This window comes from Micromonospora sp. LHW51205 (assembly GCF_003315815.1).
In the GTDB taxonomy this organism is placed as follows: Bacteria; Actinomycetota; Actinomycetes; order Mycobacteriales; family Micromonosporaceae; genus Micromonospora; species Micromonospora chalcea.
In genome coordinates, this window is record NZ_QMEZ01000002.1 from 629,755 (window position 1) to 647,184 (window position 17,430).

The following is a 17,430-nucleotide window of genomic DNA, read 5'->3' on the forward strand; positions in this document are numbered from 1 at the left end:
AACGGGGCGTTGTGGGCGCCACAACTCCAAGATCGGTGGGAGCCAGGTCGAGCACCTGGGCTCGATCGCTGTCACGGGCGGGTGGCGGCCACCTCGGCGTCGCTGCGGAGGATGCAGAACTCGTTGCCCTCCGGGTCGGCGAGCACCACCCAGCCGGTGCCGTCGGAGTTGCGCCGGTCGGCCACCACTGCCGCACCCAGCCCGGTGAGCCGGGCCAGTTCCTCGTCGCGCGTCCCCTCGACCGGGCGCAGGTCGAGGTGGATGCGGTTCTTGACCTGCTTCGCGTCCGGCACCTCGATGAACAGCAGGCGGTGCCGCCCGTCCCGCGAGTAGATCATGCACTCCTCATGGCCCGGCTCGTTCGGGTCGACCGGGTCCTCGCGGTAGTCCAGAACCGATGCCCACCAGCGGGACAGGGCATAGGCGTCGGCACAGTCCACGGTGGTGTGGGACACGTAGGAGGTCACACCTGATCATCGCAGAGTGGCACGGGTTGCAGCACTGGCGGCCATGGCGGTTGGCGACGAGCGAGGACGTGCTACAACGCACTCATCCCGAGGATGCTGGGAGGACCGGCAATGGCGAGCCCGTTCGGCCGACGGGAACTCAAGTTGGTCCTGGCGGTTGTCCTGGGCACCCTTCTGGTCGGCGGCGGGATGCTGCTCCACGATCGGCTGAGCACGGCGATCGACGAGCGGGTACTCGCCGGCGCCGAGACGACCGGCCAGGTGGTTCACGTCGAACGGTTCAAGATCAGCCGATCGTTCGCCGCCACGAGGCTGACTGTGGACTACACGTTCGACGGCATACGGCACCGGAAGCGGTTCTCCAGCGAACTCGACGAGAGTGAGTTCCACGTCGGGGACGTACTCGATGTACGCGTCGACCGGACGGATCCGACCAGGGCTGCCACGCCTGACGGGTACGCGACGGAGGATCTTCTCCTGCAGGCGCCGACCGTGCTGGCAGGCCTGGGCCTCGCCGTGATCGCGATCTCGCTCGCGCTGCTCAGAAGAGATCCCCCACGCGACGAATGTCCCCGCTGAGCACGGATCCCGATGGGCGGAACCGGAACTACTACCAGCACAAACGCCCCGAAGCACGCTCCCGCTACAGCTCGCCCGCTGCGGCTACCAGGACCATCGGGCCGTGGGTGTCCGACACCCCGACGCCGACACAGATGCTCCGATCGGCAAAGCGCCACACAGCCACATCCGACATGACGCCGAGAAGGAACCCGGGAAGTTCCGGAACGGTCTCTCCCCGCACCATGAGATCCATGTACGGCCGTAGGTCCACGCTCTCGGCTGGTCCCCACAGCCGGCTCAACGCCTCTTCGAGAGAGGCGCAGTCCTGTTCGAAGCGCTCCAGGACCTCAAGAACCTGCACGTTGTCGTCGAACTCTTCGGTGACACTCAGATACAGAGCCAGGAAGTCGTATCCCACCACGGGTAGAGCAGCGGGCCCGGGACTGGGTGGAGGTTGCGTTGCGAGGTCGAGCGTCCGCAGTTCGAGCACACGCCCCACGCAGTCAGCGAGATCCACAGCCGGCACTGTAGGCGAGAACTTCAGGGGCGGTGAGGGGCAGTAGCGGAGTGCGCAGCGGGCACGAGGGGCAGCCGCGCAGAGATCCGCTTCAGCGCTTGGCCTTGGTTCGTTACGCGTCAGCCCATCGTGCCTCTGCGTGAACACTTGCTCAGAGCCTCGCGCTCCCAGTCGCTTCCTACGAGAGCGACGGGGTGGCTGACCTCTCTGCCTTGCTTGTCTTCGGTCTCGACCGATAACCCTAGCGGCAGCGGCTCTCGCTGGAGGCGTGCGACCGAGCAATCGAACCACAGCTCGACCGCGAGCTGACCGGTGCTGCCAGGCGGTAACAACCGGGGCGATCCGATGCTGTGTATCACGACGCCCGGCCTCTTTGCGTGAACCCGACGAACGGTGATCGGCCCGGGGCCGGCGTTGGCCAACGCCAAATACCCGGACAGTCGGACGGGTCCCGCGGAGGCCGCGCTTCCAGAGTCGGCCGATTGAGGGAAGGCCACGAATGCGACCACGGCGTTCCGCTCCCGCTGATCACGCGAGTCCCGCAGTTGGCTGACACCGAAGCCGCCAAGCACAACGCCGACCACGAAAGCGGCGACGAGCCGCAGGGTCATCTTCTGTCTGACCACGAGACGGTCGTGGACGGTGGTACCCGACTCCGCCGACTGGTGATTGTGCTCGTCCAGGTCGATCACTGCATGCTCCGCGACATGGACGTCAGCCTAGGTCTCTTCACACCAGCAGGTCGCCCGGCTGTAGAGCCGCCCGTAGGGCCAAGGCCATCCGCAGACGCCGATCAAGCCCGACAACGACGGACAGGCTGACATCGCGGGACCAACGACAATCACCAACGCCGATCGATACCCGACATAACGCCGAGGTCGCAGCCTTAATCGAAGCTGCGAACTGGTGGGCGACGGACGAGTCGACCTGTACGCCGGATTTTGCAGTTAGCACGCGCTCTGAGCAGGCATTTCGTTCCTCTTACACCCGCCCAGGGCGTCGTCAGGGCGTCGAGACTTTCCAACGCCACTACAGCGAGCACGGAATTTTCCGCTGACGCTGAGCCGATAGCCCCAGTCGGCGGGCATGGCAAGGGCCATGCACCAACACATCCGCAGATATAGACGAACGCCACGACATGATCGCCAAGTAGGTGATGTTGCTTGCGTCTACCTCAATAAACCATCGAGGCGTGAACGAAGAGCTACGGTATGTGCTCGTTGGTGCCCTCATATCGATCCCACTGTCCATCTTATCCCCCTTTGGCACAGAACTTGTAAAGCAGTATGCCGCCAAGCGCAGCAGCGCAGCCAAGGCACGCCGAGTGGTGGAACTGAAAGCCAATCTCGCGAAGATTGAGGAGTGGAACGCCGACAGAAGCACCTTCCACACTTATCTGATAACTCGACTCGTCTTGGTCTTCCTAATCGAAAACTTGGTTGGAGCCCTTACTTCAGCAATTGGGGCTAGCGGCAACAGCATCTGGGCCACGTGGAGAGCCTCGGATCGCCTCACGGAGGACCAACTCGTCGCGACGGACTGGGCTTACGCTGCTGCGGAGGCCTTGTGGTTCGTCGGCTGCATAATCATGTTCAGAGTACTGTATACCGCTTACCGGAATTACAGGAAAGTGCGAGACATTGATGAAACGCGACGGAAGGTTGAGTCTCAGATCACCTCATTCCCAGGAGCTTCGGAATCACAGAGAGCCGAGAGTTCCCAGTAGTCGCGATGGGTTCGCCTAGCCGAGACCTCCAGCGGGTCGGAAGAGATCATCTATCGCCCTACGAGTGCGCTCCTCGCTGGCCGGCATCAGGTGCGTGTAGACCCGGAGCGTGAAGCCCGGGTCGGCGTGGCCGAGGTACGACGCCAGGGCCTTGATGCTCTCCCCCGCGTCGAGCAGCGACGAGGCGTAGAAGTGGCGCAGCGCGTGCATGCCGGTGGCCCGGGTCGGCGTGATGCCGGCCGCCCGTACGGCGGGGCGCCAACTCTTGTCGTCAAAGGTGTGTCGGTTGATCGCGCCGCGCCGGGTGGTGGTGAACAGCAGCGGCACCGTCACCCGCTCATCGTCGGCCGGGTTCTCCCACGGCAGGGTGAGCAACACCGGCGGGAAGTCGTCGATGTGCTGGCGCAGCACCAGGGCGACGGAGTCGGGCAGCGGTATCCGGCGGTCCCGGTCGTTCTTGGGCAGGCCGAAGACGAGCCGGGACCGGACGAGCTTGACCTGACGCGAGACGTGCACCCATCCGGCGTCAAGGTCGATGTCGTCGACGCCGAGCCCCAGGATTTCGCCCTGCCGCAGACCGCAGCCGGCGCCCAGGTCGACCATCGCCCGGTACCGCTGGGCGAGGCCACCGCGGATTGCCGAAACCTGGTCGTAGCGCAGCGGAACTATCCGGCGCTGCACCGGTCGCGGCGGGGTGACCGACTTTGCCGAACACGGGTTCTTCGCGATCCGCTCGTCGTCCACAGCCGCGCCGAGGATGGTCCGCAGGTGCGCGAAGATCACGGCCCGGGTCGCCGGGGCGAGCTTGCCGACCAACGCAGCGTCCCACTCCCGGATGTGACCCGGCTTGATAGCCGCCAGTTGCCGAGAGCCGAAGAACGGCAGCAGGTACTTGCGTACCCGATGCTCGGTGACCTCCCGCGTCGACTCGTCGAAGGAGCGCGTGCGGAGCCACGTTTCGGCGTACTCGGCGAAGGTCATCCGGCCGGCGAGCGGATCGACGTAGAAGCCCCGGAGCTTGTCCGTCTCGGTCGAGACCATGAACGCCTCAGCCTCGCGCTTGGCCCGGTCCGGGAAGGACTTCTTACGCTCCTTGCCGTCCGGCCCGATGTACCGCACCCGGTAGCGCAGGCCCTTGCCGAACAGTTGCGTCTTGACCCGCTCCTTCCGCCCGCCCTCGTGACGCAGCGTCTTGTACCAGCGATCCTCGACGTGCCCCATCAGGCCGCCGCCTGCTCGCGTACCCAGGCCCGGACCGCTTCCGGCTCGTAGCGCAGGTGTCGGCCGACCCGGGCCGCCGGCGGACCGTACTTGACCTTGCGCCAGCGGTACAGCGTCTCCTGCGGAACCCGGAGGTACGCCGACACGTCCCGGACCGTCCACAGCTCGTCCTTGGCCATCACAGCCCCTCCCCCGTCTTGTCTTCCGCTGCCGTCGTCGAGCTGTCGTCGGGGAGCTGGGCCGCGCGGTCCTTGGCGGCGAGCAATTCGGAGCGCCAGCGGGCGCGTTCGCTGATCGACCGCAGCAGCCGGTGAGCCATCGCCGGCACGTCGGGATCATCGGGGCGGGCCAGTTCCCACGCGTGCCGGACCGGTTCGACGGTGGCGCCCTGGTCGTCGACGCCATCGAGGCCGACGGTGACCCCGAGCAGCGCCCGCACCCAGGCCCGCACGTCGTGCTTGTGATCGGAGAGCGTCTTGCCGGACCAGTCGCGGGAGATGAGGATGCGCCGGCCGCCGATGCCGAGGGTGTCCCGCTGGTGGACCTTGCCCTTGCAGCGGCCCGGCTTGAGCTTCGCGTGCGCCTTCTTCGGCTGAACGCCGTACAGCAGCCAGTTCGCGCAACGGTCCGTGCACGGGATCACGCGCAGTTCCCGCCACAGCCGGTCCAGGTGCGCCCGCTGCCGGTCGGTGGTCGCCTTGTGGCAGTCGCCGGTGTGCTTGGTGATGTACTTCGTGACGTACCGGATGGTCCGTTCGGCGTCGGCGGTGCCGGGCATGACGCCGCGAGCGTCGACCTGGGCGCCGAAGCGCACCACGTGCACCGGTTCCGCGTCGGGGTTCTCGTCGATGGCGTCGAGGGCTTCCGTCCAGGTGCTCAGCGGCTGGCGGGTGTCCGGGTCGACCCACGCGCAGGCGTCCTCGTCCCACACCGGAGGCCGCTCGACCGTGTAACGCTGGACGTCGACCGCCGGCCACCACACCTGGTGATAGGTCGCCGCCGCGACGGTGCGCAGGATGTCCCGGGGAATGGTGCCCCGGATGGCGAAGTGCGCGTGTGGGGCGAGTCGGCGTTGCGGCTCGACGCAGCCGGCGTACTGGACGTTCCAGCCCTCGCACCGCCGCAGGTTCTGCCAGAACCGATCCAGCAGCCGAGGGAAGTGCACCGCATCCCACGCGGCGCGGCGGTAGTCGTACCGGTCAGGGTTGAGCGGGGTGCCGTCGGGACGGACCGGACCGTAGGAGTCGAGGGTGAGCGTCAGCCACATCGACGGCCGGTAGGTGGCCCCGTCCGAGGCGATGTACGTCCTGCCGACCGTGCGCGCCTCGACCTTGCGCCGAGGCAGTTCCGGGGCGTCCTGCCGCCGCCGGGTGGAGCGCTTGCGGCGCGGGCCGTTGTCGTCGTCGCCCTGGTCGTCGTCGCCGGTTGCGTGCGGAGGGGCGACCCGTCCCCGGAGTCCTTCGGCCGTGATGGCCTCTTCCACTTCGCGGATCGCCTCGTCGAGGTCTTCGACCTGGTCCCACCGGCACGCCCGGGATGCCTCGTCGCGGGAGAACTCCAGGTGCCCGCGCATCAGGACGAGCGCCTTCTGTTCCTCGGTCGCCGGTTCCGGGGGCGGTAGCGGTTCGTCGTCGCGGTGCCAGCCCTCCCGGATCTGGGCCTGCCGCAGCCGGCGGTTCTTCTTGGCGCACGGCGCGCACTTGTCTTCCCGGGTCGCGCCGCAGGGCAGGTCGATGACCTCGGTCAGGCCGGTGTCGAGATCCGTGCGGCGCATCGCGAGGGGGCGCACGCACACGCCGTACTCGGCGGCGATCTCCTTGAGTACGTCGACCGAGCGAGGGAGCGCCATGCGGGCCGCCCGCGACCCCGGCCGAGGAGCAGCAGCCGGGGTCGGGGCGGCCGGCGCGAGGCCGGGCAGGGTTGGAGCGGTCATCGGATGATCCCGACGACGTGCGGCCGGTTGGGCTGGACAGCGCGCGGAGGCAGCACCGCCGGCACGACGGGCGACGCGGGGACGGTCGGGCGGACCGGTTCGACGTCGGTGGCTTCCGCCGGCTCTTCGTACCGGTAGGCGCCGGGCTGGTCCGGCTCGACAGTCGGCGGCGTGACCGGGGCGTTGGACAGGACGACTTTGACCAGGGCGAGGAAGGCCAGCGACGGCACCGCCGCGACGACCCAGCCCCACACCGACGATTCGGCTTCCGCGACCTGGGCGGCGAGGGACAGCAACGCGAACGCCACCAGCAGCGAGCCCACCAGGCCGACGGGTCGACCGGCGCGACGGCGGGCGCGCAGTTCCAGGCCGAGGTAGATCGTCATCAGCTCGACCGCTACGGCGTTGGCCCAGCCGATCCAGTCCGGTTGGCCGTGGGCGACGGACAGGTCATGGACGTGGGTGAAGGCGGCGGCGCCGGCCATGCCGCCGATGGCGAGCAGGATCACCAGGCGTACGGCGGATTCGGCGCGCTCGGTCATCGCCACTCCTGCGACGGCTTCTCGCGGATGGTCAGGTAGATGCGGATACGCCGGTCGGCCATGTCGGGTCGGCGGTTGACCATGTGCGCCAGGCCGTGCAGGGCGGCGGCGGTCTGGTCGGCCGGGCCAACCAGGCGGATGCGCAGCGGACGACGGAGCCGGTTGACGATGCGGGTGAGGGGGGTCATCGCGGTTACCTCCGGGCCGGTCGAATGTCGGTGCGGATGTAGTCGGGAGGGGCGCCGAGCGTGGCGACGGCTTCGGAGAGGCAGCGCCACAGCGCCCACGCCTCGTCGGAGGTCAGGGACATCCGTCGCCGGCCCGCGCCGACCGCGAGATAGACCGGGTACGGGTCGGGCCGTTGCGGGTCGACTCGGACGGACACGGCGGTGACCGGTTCGGGGGTGCGCAGACGGTAGAACCGGCGACCGTTCGCAGGGGTGGTCACCGCGGCTCACCTCCGCCGTCGGAGTCGAGGAGGTTGCGCAGCGCGTCGGGCAGCAGCGGCCCGAAGGGCTTACGCGGCAACGGAAGGCGTGCCGGTTCGGTGGCGGTTTCCCGGCCGACCTGGGCGAGGATGTCCGAGGCGTCAGCCGGCGCCGGGAACCGCTGGGCCATGTCGCGGATGTCGTCGTCGCTGACGTACGAGAACCGGACCCGCATCGGGTCGGGGGTGCCGTCGAGGATCACGTACCCGACGCCCTTCGCCCACCGGGGCATCTGATCCGCGAGCGCGCCCCGGTTGCGGGCACCGTCGCCGAGGACCATGTCGACCTGTGACGCCTCGGTCAGGCCCAGCGCGATGCGGGTCGGGAAGAGGTCACGGAACGGCAGCACCTCCTTGCGCGGGTCCTGCAACGCGGCCACCACCAGCACACCGACGCCGGCCCCCTGCGACAGCAGCAGCCCCAGCGACGACGCGATGCGCTTACGCAGCTCGACGTCCTGCAAATACGCGGTCAGCGCCGCTATCTCGTCGACGACGACCACGACCAGAGGGTCAGCCTCGGTCGGCGTGTGCACCCGAACCGTTCCCGCCAACCGGGTCTGCCGCTCCCGCAGCACGGTCACGGCCTCGTCGAGCAGGTCCGCCATCGCCTCGAACGACTTGCAGGCGAACCGGGCGAACATCGGACGGCCGAGCGCGAACTCCATCCCGCCCTTGGGATCGACCACCCACAGCCGCACAAGCCCGGAAGCGACACCACCACCGAGGACCCGCACCAGCGACCACAGCACCGAGCCCTTCCCCGACCGGGTGGCGCCGCCCACCAGGACGTGAGTAGCGAGCAGATGCAGCGACCAGGGACGCAGGTCCTCCCGCCGGGCCAACGGCAGCGCGGTGAAGTCCGGCACCGCCGGCACCGGGAACGGCGGCACCAGCGTGCGCAACGCATCGGTACGCACCAACGCCACGTAGACCACCGTCGGCCGGTCCCGGAACCGCACCCGATCCACCAGCCGCAGCACCCAGCCCCATCGACCGGCACGCGTCGGCGGGTCACCGGGACGTTCCGCGTAGACCCGGGCATGCCGCCGGCCGAAGGCGTACGCCAGGTTCGCGCTCACCCGCTGGAACTGCTCCGGCGTCTGCCCCCGCACCATCCGGACCATCAGCACGTCGAGGGCCTGATCCGAGCGAACCCGCAGCAGCTCAGGGAGCACGTGCCGGCGGTCGAACGTCTCGGCGAGCCCGCACAACGTCACGGCCTCACGCCACACCCGCCGGTAGACGAACACCTGCCGGACCGATCCGAGCAGCGGACCCGCCAGCCATGCCCACCAGGACGACTCATCCCGCCAGCGCCACACCGCCGACATCGCCGCCCCCAGCACCAGCGGCACCACCAGGCCCGGCCAGTCGAACTCGACGTACAGCCAGAGCGCCAGGACCACCGAGCCGGTAGCCACCGGATGACGCAGGCACCACCACAGCAGGCGCCCCGACCAGCGCAGCGCCAGGCCGAGCACCAACGCCCACACCGGCAGCTCGAACCGCCTCGGACGAAACACCAGCAGGTCACCGGCCGAGGTCGTCACCACCTCACCCCGAGGCCGCCCGATCACTTGGCAGCCCGCAGCGACACGAACCGACCCGACGCATCCCGCACCGCAGGAAACGGAAGCACGAGCTGCCCCACGCAGCCCTCACACCGGCCGTCCGCACCCGTGGCCGGATCGAACCGGGACTGACACACACCACACCGAGGCCAGCCACGGCCGGCCGGACGCATACCCTTGGACACGTCACTACCTCTCTCGACAGAGCAGGGGAAAGAGACAGAGGGCGGGGCTGCCGTCCGCCAAGACCTGACAGCCCCGCCCCCACCTGATGCGGCTACGCCGCCGCCTTCTTGGTCATGCCCGCCGGGGCACGCATCGCGGTAGCCCGCAGCGAGTACGCCATCCGGCCGTTGTTCGCCACGTACGGCGTCACCGTCATACCGTCGAACTCCACCGCCTCAAACGGGGCGCCCGTCGGCGGGACCGGCTGGTAGTCGGCGGAAATCTTGACCGTCGTCTCCCGCGAGCGCTTGCCAAGCTCCGGGTCCAGGTCCATCACGCGGACCTGCCACACCCGCTGGCCAGTCAGCTTGTCCTTCGCCGGGCTACGCCGGCCGGTCTTCTCGTCGTAGTCCTCGACCTCACCCAGGGACTCGGGGACCAGGGCGCACCCCGCCGGGAACACGTCCTCACAACGCACGGCGAACCTCGTACCGCCACGCAGAGCCATCGCTCAACCTCCAGGTCGTTGGCATGTCTGCCAAGTTGAGATTCCAAGGTAGACAGCACTTGGCAGACAAGTCAACATCCCCTCGTCGGCTGGCCCGAGCCGGTTTCACATGCCGCACCTTCAAGGGCGGCGTGTCGACGCAACCAACTCTCGAGGGCTTGGCACAATGTCCCACTTGAATGCCGTCGACTCACAAAAGGGTATACGCCTCAAATGGGAAAGGTCGGACAGGGCTTGAAGAGGAAGTTTTGGCCGTCCTCAGCATCAGGCACTATCCGCGAGCGGCTGACCGGAAAGAACATCGAGGGCACCGGACGCGTCTCCCACCGAGAGAGAGCTTATGGCGTGACTGCGCCGAGTGGACGAACCAACAGTGAGCCTTAACAACCTCACAGGCAGATGGCGTCCAGCCACAATCGTCATCCTAAGCATAGCAGTGAGCGCGATCACCAACCTCGCGACGAGCGGCTTCGATTTGGGAAAGTGGCGATGGTACTTGACCGCAGGAATATTCATCCTCGGCGCCGGATGGGCGTACCTAGACACTTCCACGCGCAGTTCCGGTGCTGGCGAGAATCGACCTTCGGCGGGCATTCGGGTCATGACGAGAAGAGAGAGCAACCTAGACGAAGGAACTCTGTGGATGCGGCCAAGGCTCGACTCGCCCGCCATAGAGCGAACCAACCTTATGCGGGAACTCGAGTCCGCCCTTTTAGCAGCATCACTAAAGGATTCAGAGCACGTCTTAGCGCTTGCAGGGCCAGGTGGCTACGGAAAAACTTTCCTAGCCATCCAGACATGCGCTCCAGAAAAGCTAGGTCCCATATTTCCTGGCGGACTTCTATGGGTAACCATCGGGGAGTCGCGATCCGGGCCTCAACTTGCCGCCACGCTGAACGATCTATGCGAACAGATCTCTGGGAGCCGTCCCACGTTTGTCGAGCCAGAACAGGCAGGGTTTTATTTGGGCCAACTCCTCGACAACCGACCCTCAACACTCTTGGTGCTTGACGACATCTGGCGCGAAGACCAGCTAAAGCCTTTCCTGTCTGGCGGACGAAGGACCGTACGGCTCGTCACGACCCGGTTGACGCAAATACTCACCTTAGAGTCAACGATCATCCGAGTTGGTGAGATGAGTGTGTCGGAGGCGCGTGGCCTCGTTGCATCCCGGCTCCGATCCATGGCACAACAGGACGCTGACTCACTACTAGGCCTAACTGGACGGTGGCCTCTCCTCTTATCAATCTTGAACGGCGCACTACGGCGGGCGGACAGTGAAGGAGCAGATCTTCGAGAAACAACTGCTCGCCTGATAGGCCAGCTCCGACGCGCTGGTCCAGCGACTTTCGATCCGACGCTTGAGCAAACTAGGAACCGAACAGTAGCGCGCACGATCGACGCGAGCCTGCAAATCTTGTCGAAATCATCACGTATGCGCTGCCTAGAGCTATCGATCTTTCCAGAAGCGACTGCCGTGCCGTTGGCGGCCGTATCACTTCTTTGGGCCGAAAGCGGCATGACGGAAGATGATTCCGAACGACTTTGCATTGACCTCTACGACCTTTCCCTCATAGCCAGATACGATCGGGAGAGAAAGGCTCTAAGCCTGCATGGAGTCTTGCGGGATTATCTCCGACGCCTCCTTGGCCAAAATTCGATCATCGCCTGCAACAGGCTATACCTTCAATCCTTGGCGCGACCAGCACTAGGAAGATCGGTTACCACACACGGCACCGTGACCCATTGGTGGGAGATGCGCCAAGGCGAATACGCCTGGGCGACCTTAACATTTCACCTCGCCGAAGCTCAGGAACTCAGAGAGCTGTCCGCACTTACAGCTGACCTCAGATGGATTACCGCCCGAATCCTGCGCAATGGGGTCACCGGCATCGAGACCGACTTGGAGCGGTGCCAAACGCCACTCGCAGATTCTTTGCGACGGGCAATCGCGCGGTACTCTCACTTGCTCAAGCCGATCGACCCCGAATACTCTCTCATGGACGTGCTGATAAGCCGACTGCAGACCGATGACGACCTGAAGCCGATTGTGGCAGGCGGCGACCAATCCCTTGAACATCGGCCCAGGATTGTTCCTCGGTGGTCTCTTCCTGATCTCCAACCAGCGCTCCGGAGAGCCTTTACTAGCACTGATCAACCCTTCTCAGGATGCTCGGTCAGTGCCGGTGGGGACTGGGCCGTAGCAGTTGGCTTGGATTGCATGGGCGTGGTTTGGGATACGAAGAGCGGGCAGGAGAGATGCCGGCTCGTGGGTCACACCTCAGCCATTACCTGCTGTGAGATTGCGCCCGACTCGTCGTGGATCGCGACCGGCAGTGGCGATGGCACGATAAGGATCTGGGATCTGGACGGGAATATTCTAAAAGTCTTTGCGAAGCAAAGAGCATCGATCCTCTCGTGCACGATTTCATTTGCCGGTGATCTAATAGCAACATCCGACCAGGATGGATTAGTTCGTATCTGGGACACAGCGACTGGCCAGCAGCGAGCGGTGTTGGGCTTCCGCAAATATCCTGATCCCGAAGGCGTGGTAAGTGCTTGTGCCTTTATGCCAGATGGCCAACACCTCGTCACTGGCACCTTCGACGGTTCCCTGATAATTTGGAATCTGAGATCCGGAGAGCAGACGGCTTCCAACAGAGGGCATGCTGGAAGAATCCGCGCATGTGGCGCTGCGAGATCTGGATCAATCATCTACACCGCCGGCGATGACGGGTTGGTGAAGATATGGGACCCGCGATCGGGTGAAGCGATTAAGACCTTTGCCGGGCATGGCGGCACTGTCAATGACTGCGCGGTCTCATTCGATGCTCGCTGGCTCGCCTCAGCAAGCGCCGATCGGACGGTCCGAATTTGGGACATTCAGTCGGGCCAACAAAAAGCCCTACTGGCGGGACACACAGAGAGCGTAACGGGCTGCTCCTGGGGCGGAGACGACAATTGGCTGTTGACTTGCAGTTGGGATGCATCGACCAGACTGTGGGAACCGCTCATCCAAGAAGGCGGCAACCAGCCGGAGTCTCATACAGACATTTCAACAGACTGTGCCGTGCAGAACCAAACGACCATCATCTCAGCGAGCTGGGACCGGACCCTTCGAGTTTGGGACACAAGCTCCGCGAGCTGTGTAAAAGTCTTTGTCCATGATGACAAAGTTACGGCATGCGGCGTCGCACCGCTCCGCGGTCTCCTCACCAGCACTAGTTTCGACGGGACCGTAAGAATATGGGACTTGAAGCACTACGCGGAGTCGATGATTTTGATCGGACACGAAGACCACATACGATGCACAGCCATTGCGCCATCCGAGGAGTGGATCGTGACGGGCAGCGACGATCAGACGCTCCGTATTTGGGGCCTCGACACCGGAGAATGCCTCCGCATTCTTGAGGGGCACTCGGATCGAGTCAACGACTGCGTGGCATCTCGCGATAGCCAGTCGATTATATCAATCGGCGAAGACGGCAAACTGATTCAGTGGGACGTGGAGTCTGGGAGAGCGGCGCATGCTGTCCCCCACCTGGGCGGTACCGGCACATGCTGTGATCTCGCCTCTAGCGGTGAGACGCTGTACGTTGGCGGAGCAGACGGATCGGTACACCTCTACACCGCGCAGGGCTTGGGTCACAGGGGGGCTTGGAAGGGCCACGACGGTCCCGTTACCTCTTGCGCGTCCTCATTCGACGGCGAGTGGCTCGCTTCCACGGGCAGAGATAAGACTCTTCGCATTTGGAACACGAAGGAGGGCCGCCTTGTGGCATCGATGCGTGTTGACGGAGCGTTACTCTCGTGCCGCTGGATCGCCGATAGCCATGAGCTGTGTGCAACCGGTGACGGCGGCGTGTACTTATTTGCGTTTGTGCCCATCCGGCGGGCGCTCGAAACTCGGGAAAGGCTCTCCGAATGATCCGGCCTGCGGCACAGCTGGAAGGAGCTAGGTGCAGCCTCGAAGCTCTGCAAACAGCCTCTTTTGCAGTCGGCCGGGAGGGCGAGCGTGAGGTATCCGATGGAGCAGCATGACATGAAAGGACAGCTGACCGACAAAAGGGGAGGGCATGCCCCCTTGAGCCATGAGGTTGCCGCGCTGGTGGGTGAGCGCCATTGGAAGCGAGACGCAAAGGCTCTCCGACTATACCTCCGCGCTTTGGTCGTTTTGGATACCGGCGTATTGGCGTTATCGATTCTGCTCGCCTATGTAGCAAGGTTTGGCTCTGCCGTACCTCCAAAGACCACGGTCCCGTACGCGCTTTTCGCACCGCTACTTTTGCTGATTTGGCTGCTCGGATTAAGAAGTCTCGGCGCCTATGACGACAGAGTTATCGGGTATGGCGCTGATGAGTACCGAAGGGTGATCAGTGCGGGCGGCAGAATTTTTGCCAGCATTGCACTCGCCGCCTTCTTCGTTGATCCTGGCATTTCTCGCGGTTTCGTCATCCTTTCTTTCGTCATCGGAACCACTGGTCTAGTCGTAAGCCGATTTCTAGCTCGTAAGAAATTGCAGAGGGCACGTAGATTGGGCGCAGGATGGTCGCGCAAGGTCTTGGTGGTCGGAGACACAGCCCAGGTGATGGGCTTGGTGCACACGTTCAACAGGGAACCGCACGCCGGGCTTCAGGTCGTAGGCGCCTGTCTGCCCGATGCCCTGCTAGCGCCAGGAAGGCAGAACCTTGCTGGTGTGCCCGTGATCGGTTCATTCCGGAACATTCCTGGTGCGGCTGCCGCTGTTGGAGCAGACACTGTGGCAGTTACTGCGTCGGGTGAGTTAACAGCTACGAGGCTCCGTCGACTGGGCTGGCAACTCGAAGGTTCGGGAATTGATCTAATGCTTGCTCCAGCCCTTACGGATGTTGCTGGGCCCCTCGTGCACACACGGCCAGTTGCCGGCATGCCGCTGGTCTACGCCGAGACGCCAGAGCTTCGGGGGATTCACCAATTTATTAAGTCTATGCTTGACCGTTCAGTGTCGGCGATCGCCCTGATATTGCTTCTGCCGTTGTTGGCCGCTCTCGTTATCGCAGTAAAGATTGACAGTCCCGGCCCGGTCATCGTCAGACAGGTTCGCGTGGGAAGGGGCGGCAGGGAATTTGGCCTGTTCAAATTCCGCACGATGGTTGTGAACGCCGATGCCGTGCTGGCCGAGCTGGCGGCCAGGAATGAAGAGGAAGGGCTGCTTTTTAGCTTCCGGCATGACCCGAGGCTTACCCGTATGGGCCGCCTGTTGCGCAAGTGGTCGCTTGATGAGTTGCCTCAACTCGTTAATGTCCTACTTGGCCATATGAGTCTTGTTGGACCGAGGCCCCCCCTACCGACTGAGGTGGCTCGTTATGACGGCGACATCGCTAGGCGCTTGCTTGTGAAGCCCGGGATGACCGGGCTATGGCAGGTGAGCGGACAATCCGATTTGAGTTGGGAGGACGGAATCCGGCTAGATCTTTACTACATTGAGAACTGGTCGTTGACGGCTGATCTGATCATCTTGTGGAAGACCTTCGGAGCTGTAGTCAATTCCCGCAGCGCCTACTAGTGAGGAAAAGGCGGAGTGTTCTAGACCTCAAAAGACATGACCGCGGAGTGCGAGGGTAATACCTCTTCATGGTTGAAAACTATGACGCTGTAGATGCTGAGCACTCCCGCCCCGTAGGCCTCAACGATGAGTCCGTTGAAGCTCTAGGTGAGCTCAGCAAGGCTCTAGAGACGGTTCACCGGGTGAGAGGGCACCTCTATTCTGCCCATCAGTTGGTTGGCGGGGCGGACCTTACTCTTGACCGCGCCGTGGCGCTTCTTCGGCAGGGCGGACACTGCGAAGTTGCCGACCGGGTTGAGCAGGAGTTGCTGGGGCGCAACCTGCTACCCGGCCGTTGGACCTTCCAGATCATGGAGGAGTTCGATGATGGCTACTATGCGGCGTTTCAGGAGATCGAGCGGGACGCGCGGGAGAAGCTAGCCGGCGGTCGGCGGCACATCTACGAGGCGGAGATGAAGGAGCGGCGGCGTACCCACGGCATGCCGGGGCATGAGGCTACGCCAGAGGCGTGAGTGGTAGACCGTTCGGCAGCATCGAGGCCAGGGCGTTGGCTCTGGCCTCGATGATCCTCATTCGGGCCTGATATTCGGCCGGCTCCCGGTGCGCGGCCTGGCTGGTGACCTGGCCGGGCCATTTGCGGTAGAGCAGGCCGTACTCCCGGGTGAAGTAGCCGGCGCTGACGGCGCTGGCAGCGAGCAGCAGGCCCGTGTCTTCGGAGGCGGGAAGGGCCATCCAGCCGCCCAGGGCGAAGACGAGATCCCGCCGCAGGCACAGAGTCGCCGGGTGCACTGATGCGCGGTAGTCGTTGGCTTGCCAGAACGACAGGACCGCACCGCGGTCGACGACGCCGCCGGCTGGATCCTTGTCCCATCCGGCGGTCGATCCGTCGGGCAGCAGGTCGAGTACCCGCGAGGTGGTCCAGCCGATCTGCGGGTGCGCGTCGAACGCGGCGATGTCCCGGGCGAGCGCGCCGGGGGTCAACTGGTCGTCGGCGTCCAGGACCTTGATGAGGTCACCCGAGACCCGAGACAGGGCAAGGGTACGGGCGACGCCAGGCCCACCGGGGCGGCCGGTGCCGAGACTGATCCGGGGATCGTCGGGCAGCACGTCGACCAGGGCGCCGGTCTGCCCGTCCTCCTGAACGAGCCATTGCCAGTCCCACCCGGCGGGCATTTCCTGCTTGGCCAACGACTCGTAGGCGCTAGCGAGGTGCTCGATGCTAGGCGCGTGGACCGGAGTAATGACCGAGACGAGCTGCGTCAAGTTTTCCACCGTTGGAGTTTGTGGGAGTAGACAAGCTCGGTCCGGTCGCCCGGCATCACCACGTCGGCGACCTCGACGACCCGCCCCGTGGTGTCGACCGAGGTCTTGCGCACGGTGAGCACGGAGACGCCTGGGTCGATGTCCAGTAGTTCGGCCTCGTCCGGGGAAGGCGGACGCGCTCGGATCTCGTCGTCGATCCGGTCCAGCTCGATGCCGAGCGTGTAGAGCTGGTGCTGCGTGCCGCCGGGCCATGGTTCCTTGCTCTCGTCGAGCAGGTCCGGGTTCGCGGCCACCAGGTCGTGGGGCAGGTAGGAGTACGACACGGTAAGCGGGGCGCTCTCGTGGCGGGAAGAGGTCCAGTAGACCCGTCGCAGCAGCGGCGTACCCGGTTCGACCTGCAAGGCCGCCGCCATCTCCGCATCCGCCTCCACCCGGGAGTACTCGGCGTGGAACTTCAGGTCATCGACGGTCAGTCCGGTGTCGTGCTCGGTGGCGCCGGTCTTCAACCGCTCGGCCTCGTCGAGCAGGACCCGGTCCTTCTCCCACTGGTACCGCTCGCTATTACGACGGCGTACCCGCTGCCGAGGCGCCCGTACGTAGGTCCCGCGCCCCTGCTCGGCCCGGACCAGGCCCCATTCCCGGAGCTGCCGGATGGCATTGCGGACGCTGGTACGGGAGAGGCCGGACGACTCGGCCAACTCGGTCTCGCTCGGCATGAGAGTGCCCGGGGCCATCTCTCCAGCCATGATCTTTACCCGCAACTCCTCCGCGAGTTGCAGGTAGCGAGGGCGCCAGTCCCGGCCATGCACACCGGTCACCGTACCCCCTAGACGTTCCAACGTCTGCCAGGTGGTCCCGCCCGCGGGCCGCCCAGGAACCGGAGGGACCGTTACCGCTGCTCGCGGCGGCTGCCCACGACGT

The 17,430-nt window shown here is 64.9% G+C and carries 18 protein-coding genes and 1 pseudogene; 6 read left to right on the forward strand and 13 right to left on the reverse strand.

Annotation, left to right across the window (positions count from 1 at the left end; all coding sequences use genetic code 11):
- Nucleotides 1-71 precede the first annotated feature (71 nt).
- Nucleotides 72-467: a VOC family protein gene (locus tag DQE82_RS10820; RefSeq protein ID WP_113972573.1), complete on the reverse strand. Its 396-nt coding sequence runs from the start codon at nucleotides 465-467 to the stop codon at nucleotides 72-74.
- Nucleotides 468-578: 111 nt separating this feature from the next.
- Between DQE82_RS10820 and DQE82_RS10825 the strand changes: the two genes are divergently transcribed.
- Complete coding sequence (locus DQE82_RS10825; protein WP_113972574.1) at nucleotides 579-1,046, forward strand: DUF3592 domain-containing protein; 468 nt, start codon at nucleotides 579-581, stop codon at nucleotides 1,044-1,046.
- 64 nt (nucleotides 1,047-1,110) lie between these two features.
- On the opposite strand, the gene DQE82_RS10830 is transcribed toward DQE82_RS10825, so the two are convergent.
- A complete protein-coding gene (locus tag DQE82_RS10830) occupies nucleotides 1,111-1,545 on the reverse strand; it encodes a hypothetical protein (RefSeq protein WP_140946371.1) in 435 nt (144 codons plus the stop codon).
- A gap of 119 nt (nucleotides 1,546-1,664) precedes the next feature.
- A complete protein-coding gene (locus DQE82_RS10835) occupies nucleotides 1,665-2,237 on the reverse strand; it encodes a hypothetical protein (RefSeq protein ID WP_113972575.1) in 573 nt (190 codons plus the stop codon).
- A gap of 500 nt (nucleotides 2,238-2,737) precedes the next feature.
- Between DQE82_RS10835 and DQE82_RS30515 the strand changes: the two genes are divergently transcribed.
- Nucleotides 2,738-3,271 carry a hypothetical protein gene (locus DQE82_RS30515; RefSeq protein ID WP_147265131.1) on the forward strand — a complete coding sequence of 178 codons (534 nt, stop codon included), beginning with the start codon at nucleotides 2,738-2,740 and terminating at the stop codon, nucleotides 3,269-3,271.
- Between the two features lie 15 nt (nucleotides 3,272-3,286).
- Here DQE82_RS30515 and DQE82_RS10840 read toward each other — a convergent pair whose 3' ends face one another.
- The 8 genes from DQE82_RS10840 to DQE82_RS10875 form a co-directional block, all read right to left on the reverse strand.
- Nucleotides 3,287-4,492, reverse strand: coding sequence for a tyrosine-type recombinase/integrase (locus DQE82_RS10840; protein ID WP_113972576.1), 1,206 nt, complete (start codon nucleotides 4,490-4,492; stop codon nucleotides 3,287-3,289).
- Nucleotides 4,492-4,674 (reverse strand): helix-turn-helix domain-containing protein, encoded by a 183-nt coding sequence (locus DQE82_RS10845; RefSeq protein ID WP_069088959.1) that lies wholly within the window; start codon nucleotides 4,672-4,674, stop codon nucleotides 4,492-4,494. Before DQE82_RS10845 ends, DQE82_RS10840 begins: the two co-directional genes overlap by 1 nt.
- Nucleotides 4,671-6,425: a replication initiator gene (locus DQE82_RS10850; RefSeq protein WP_113972577.1), complete on the reverse strand. Its 1,755-nt coding sequence runs from the start codon at nucleotides 6,423-6,425 to the stop codon at nucleotides 4,671-4,673. The genes DQE82_RS10845 and DQE82_RS10850 overlap by 4 nt, the downstream gene beginning before the upstream one ends.
- On the reverse strand, nucleotides 6,422-6,967 hold the full coding sequence (locus DQE82_RS10855; RefSeq protein WP_113972578.1) for a DUF2637 domain-containing protein: 546 nt from the start codon (nucleotides 6,965-6,967) through the stop codon (nucleotides 6,422-6,424). Before DQE82_RS10855 ends, DQE82_RS10850 begins: the two co-directional genes overlap by 4 nt.
- Entirely contained in the window at nucleotides 6,964-7,155 is a 192-nt protein-coding gene (locus tag DQE82_RS10860) for a hypothetical protein (protein WP_113972579.1), read from the reverse strand. Before DQE82_RS10860 ends, DQE82_RS10855 begins: the two co-directional genes overlap by 4 nt.
- A 5-nt stretch (nucleotides 7,156-7,160) precedes the next feature.
- Nucleotides 7,161-7,415 carry a hypothetical protein gene (locus DQE82_RS10865; protein WP_113972580.1) on the reverse strand — a complete coding sequence of 85 codons (255 nt, stop codon included), beginning with the start codon at nucleotides 7,413-7,415 and terminating at the stop codon, nucleotides 7,161-7,163.
- Nucleotides 7,412-9,010 (reverse strand): FtsK/SpoIIIE domain-containing protein, encoded by a 1,599-nt coding sequence (locus DQE82_RS10870; protein WP_113972581.1) that lies wholly within the window; start codon nucleotides 9,008-9,010, stop codon nucleotides 7,412-7,414. Before DQE82_RS10870 ends, DQE82_RS10865 begins: the two co-directional genes overlap by 4 nt.
- Before the next feature lie 295 nt (nucleotides 9,011-9,305).
- The gene (locus DQE82_RS10875; RefSeq protein WP_113972582.1) at nucleotides 9,306-9,701 is read right to left on the reverse strand and encodes a transcriptional regulator; all 396 of its coding nucleotides are present in this window, start codon (nucleotides 9,699-9,701) and stop codon (nucleotides 9,306-9,308) included.
- A 688-nt stretch (nucleotides 9,702-10,389) separates the two neighbouring features.
- On the opposite strand from DQE82_RS10875, the pseudogene DQE82_RS31445 reads away from it, so the two are divergent.
- From DQE82_RS31445 to DQE82_RS10920, 4 genes and pseudogenes are all read left to right on the forward strand, one after another.
- Nucleotides 10,390-10,788: pseudogene (locus DQE82_RS31445) on the forward strand (NB-ARC domain-containing protein); the annotation flags it as partial.
- Nucleotides 10,789-11,439: 651 nt separating this feature from the next.
- Nucleotides 11,440-13,629, forward strand: coding sequence for a hypothetical protein (locus DQE82_RS31095; RefSeq protein ID WP_233514637.1), 2,190 nt, complete (start codon nucleotides 11,440-11,442; stop codon nucleotides 13,627-13,629).
- A gap of 99 nt (nucleotides 13,630-13,728) precedes the next feature.
- On the forward strand, nucleotides 13,729-15,246 hold the full coding sequence (locus DQE82_RS10915) for a sugar transferase (RefSeq protein ID WP_233514638.1): 1,518 nt from the start codon (nucleotides 13,729-13,731) through the stop codon (nucleotides 15,244-15,246).
- Nucleotides 15,247-15,314: 68 nt separating this feature from the next.
- Nucleotides 15,315-15,758: a hypothetical protein gene (locus tag DQE82_RS10920; protein ID WP_113972583.1), complete on the forward strand. Its 444-nt coding sequence runs from the start codon at nucleotides 15,315-15,317 to the stop codon at nucleotides 15,756-15,758.
- Here the strand turns inward: DQE82_RS10920 and DQE82_RS10925 are convergent.
- Together DQE82_RS10925 and DQE82_RS10930 are read right to left on the reverse strand one after the other, a co-directional pair.
- Nucleotides 15,742-16,518 (reverse strand): glycosyltransferase, encoded by a 777-nt coding sequence (locus tag DQE82_RS10925; RefSeq protein WP_233514639.1) that lies wholly within the window; start codon nucleotides 16,516-16,518, stop codon nucleotides 15,742-15,744. The two genes, DQE82_RS10920 and DQE82_RS10925, sit on opposite strands and share 17 nt — an antisense overlap.
- A complete protein-coding gene (locus tag DQE82_RS10930; protein ID WP_113972585.1) occupies nucleotides 16,506-17,327 on the reverse strand; it encodes a GntR family transcriptional regulator in 822 nt (273 codons plus the stop codon). The genes DQE82_RS10925 and DQE82_RS10930 overlap by 13 nt, the downstream gene beginning before the upstream one ends.
- Between the last annotated feature and the right edge of the window lie 103 nt (nucleotides 17,328-17,430).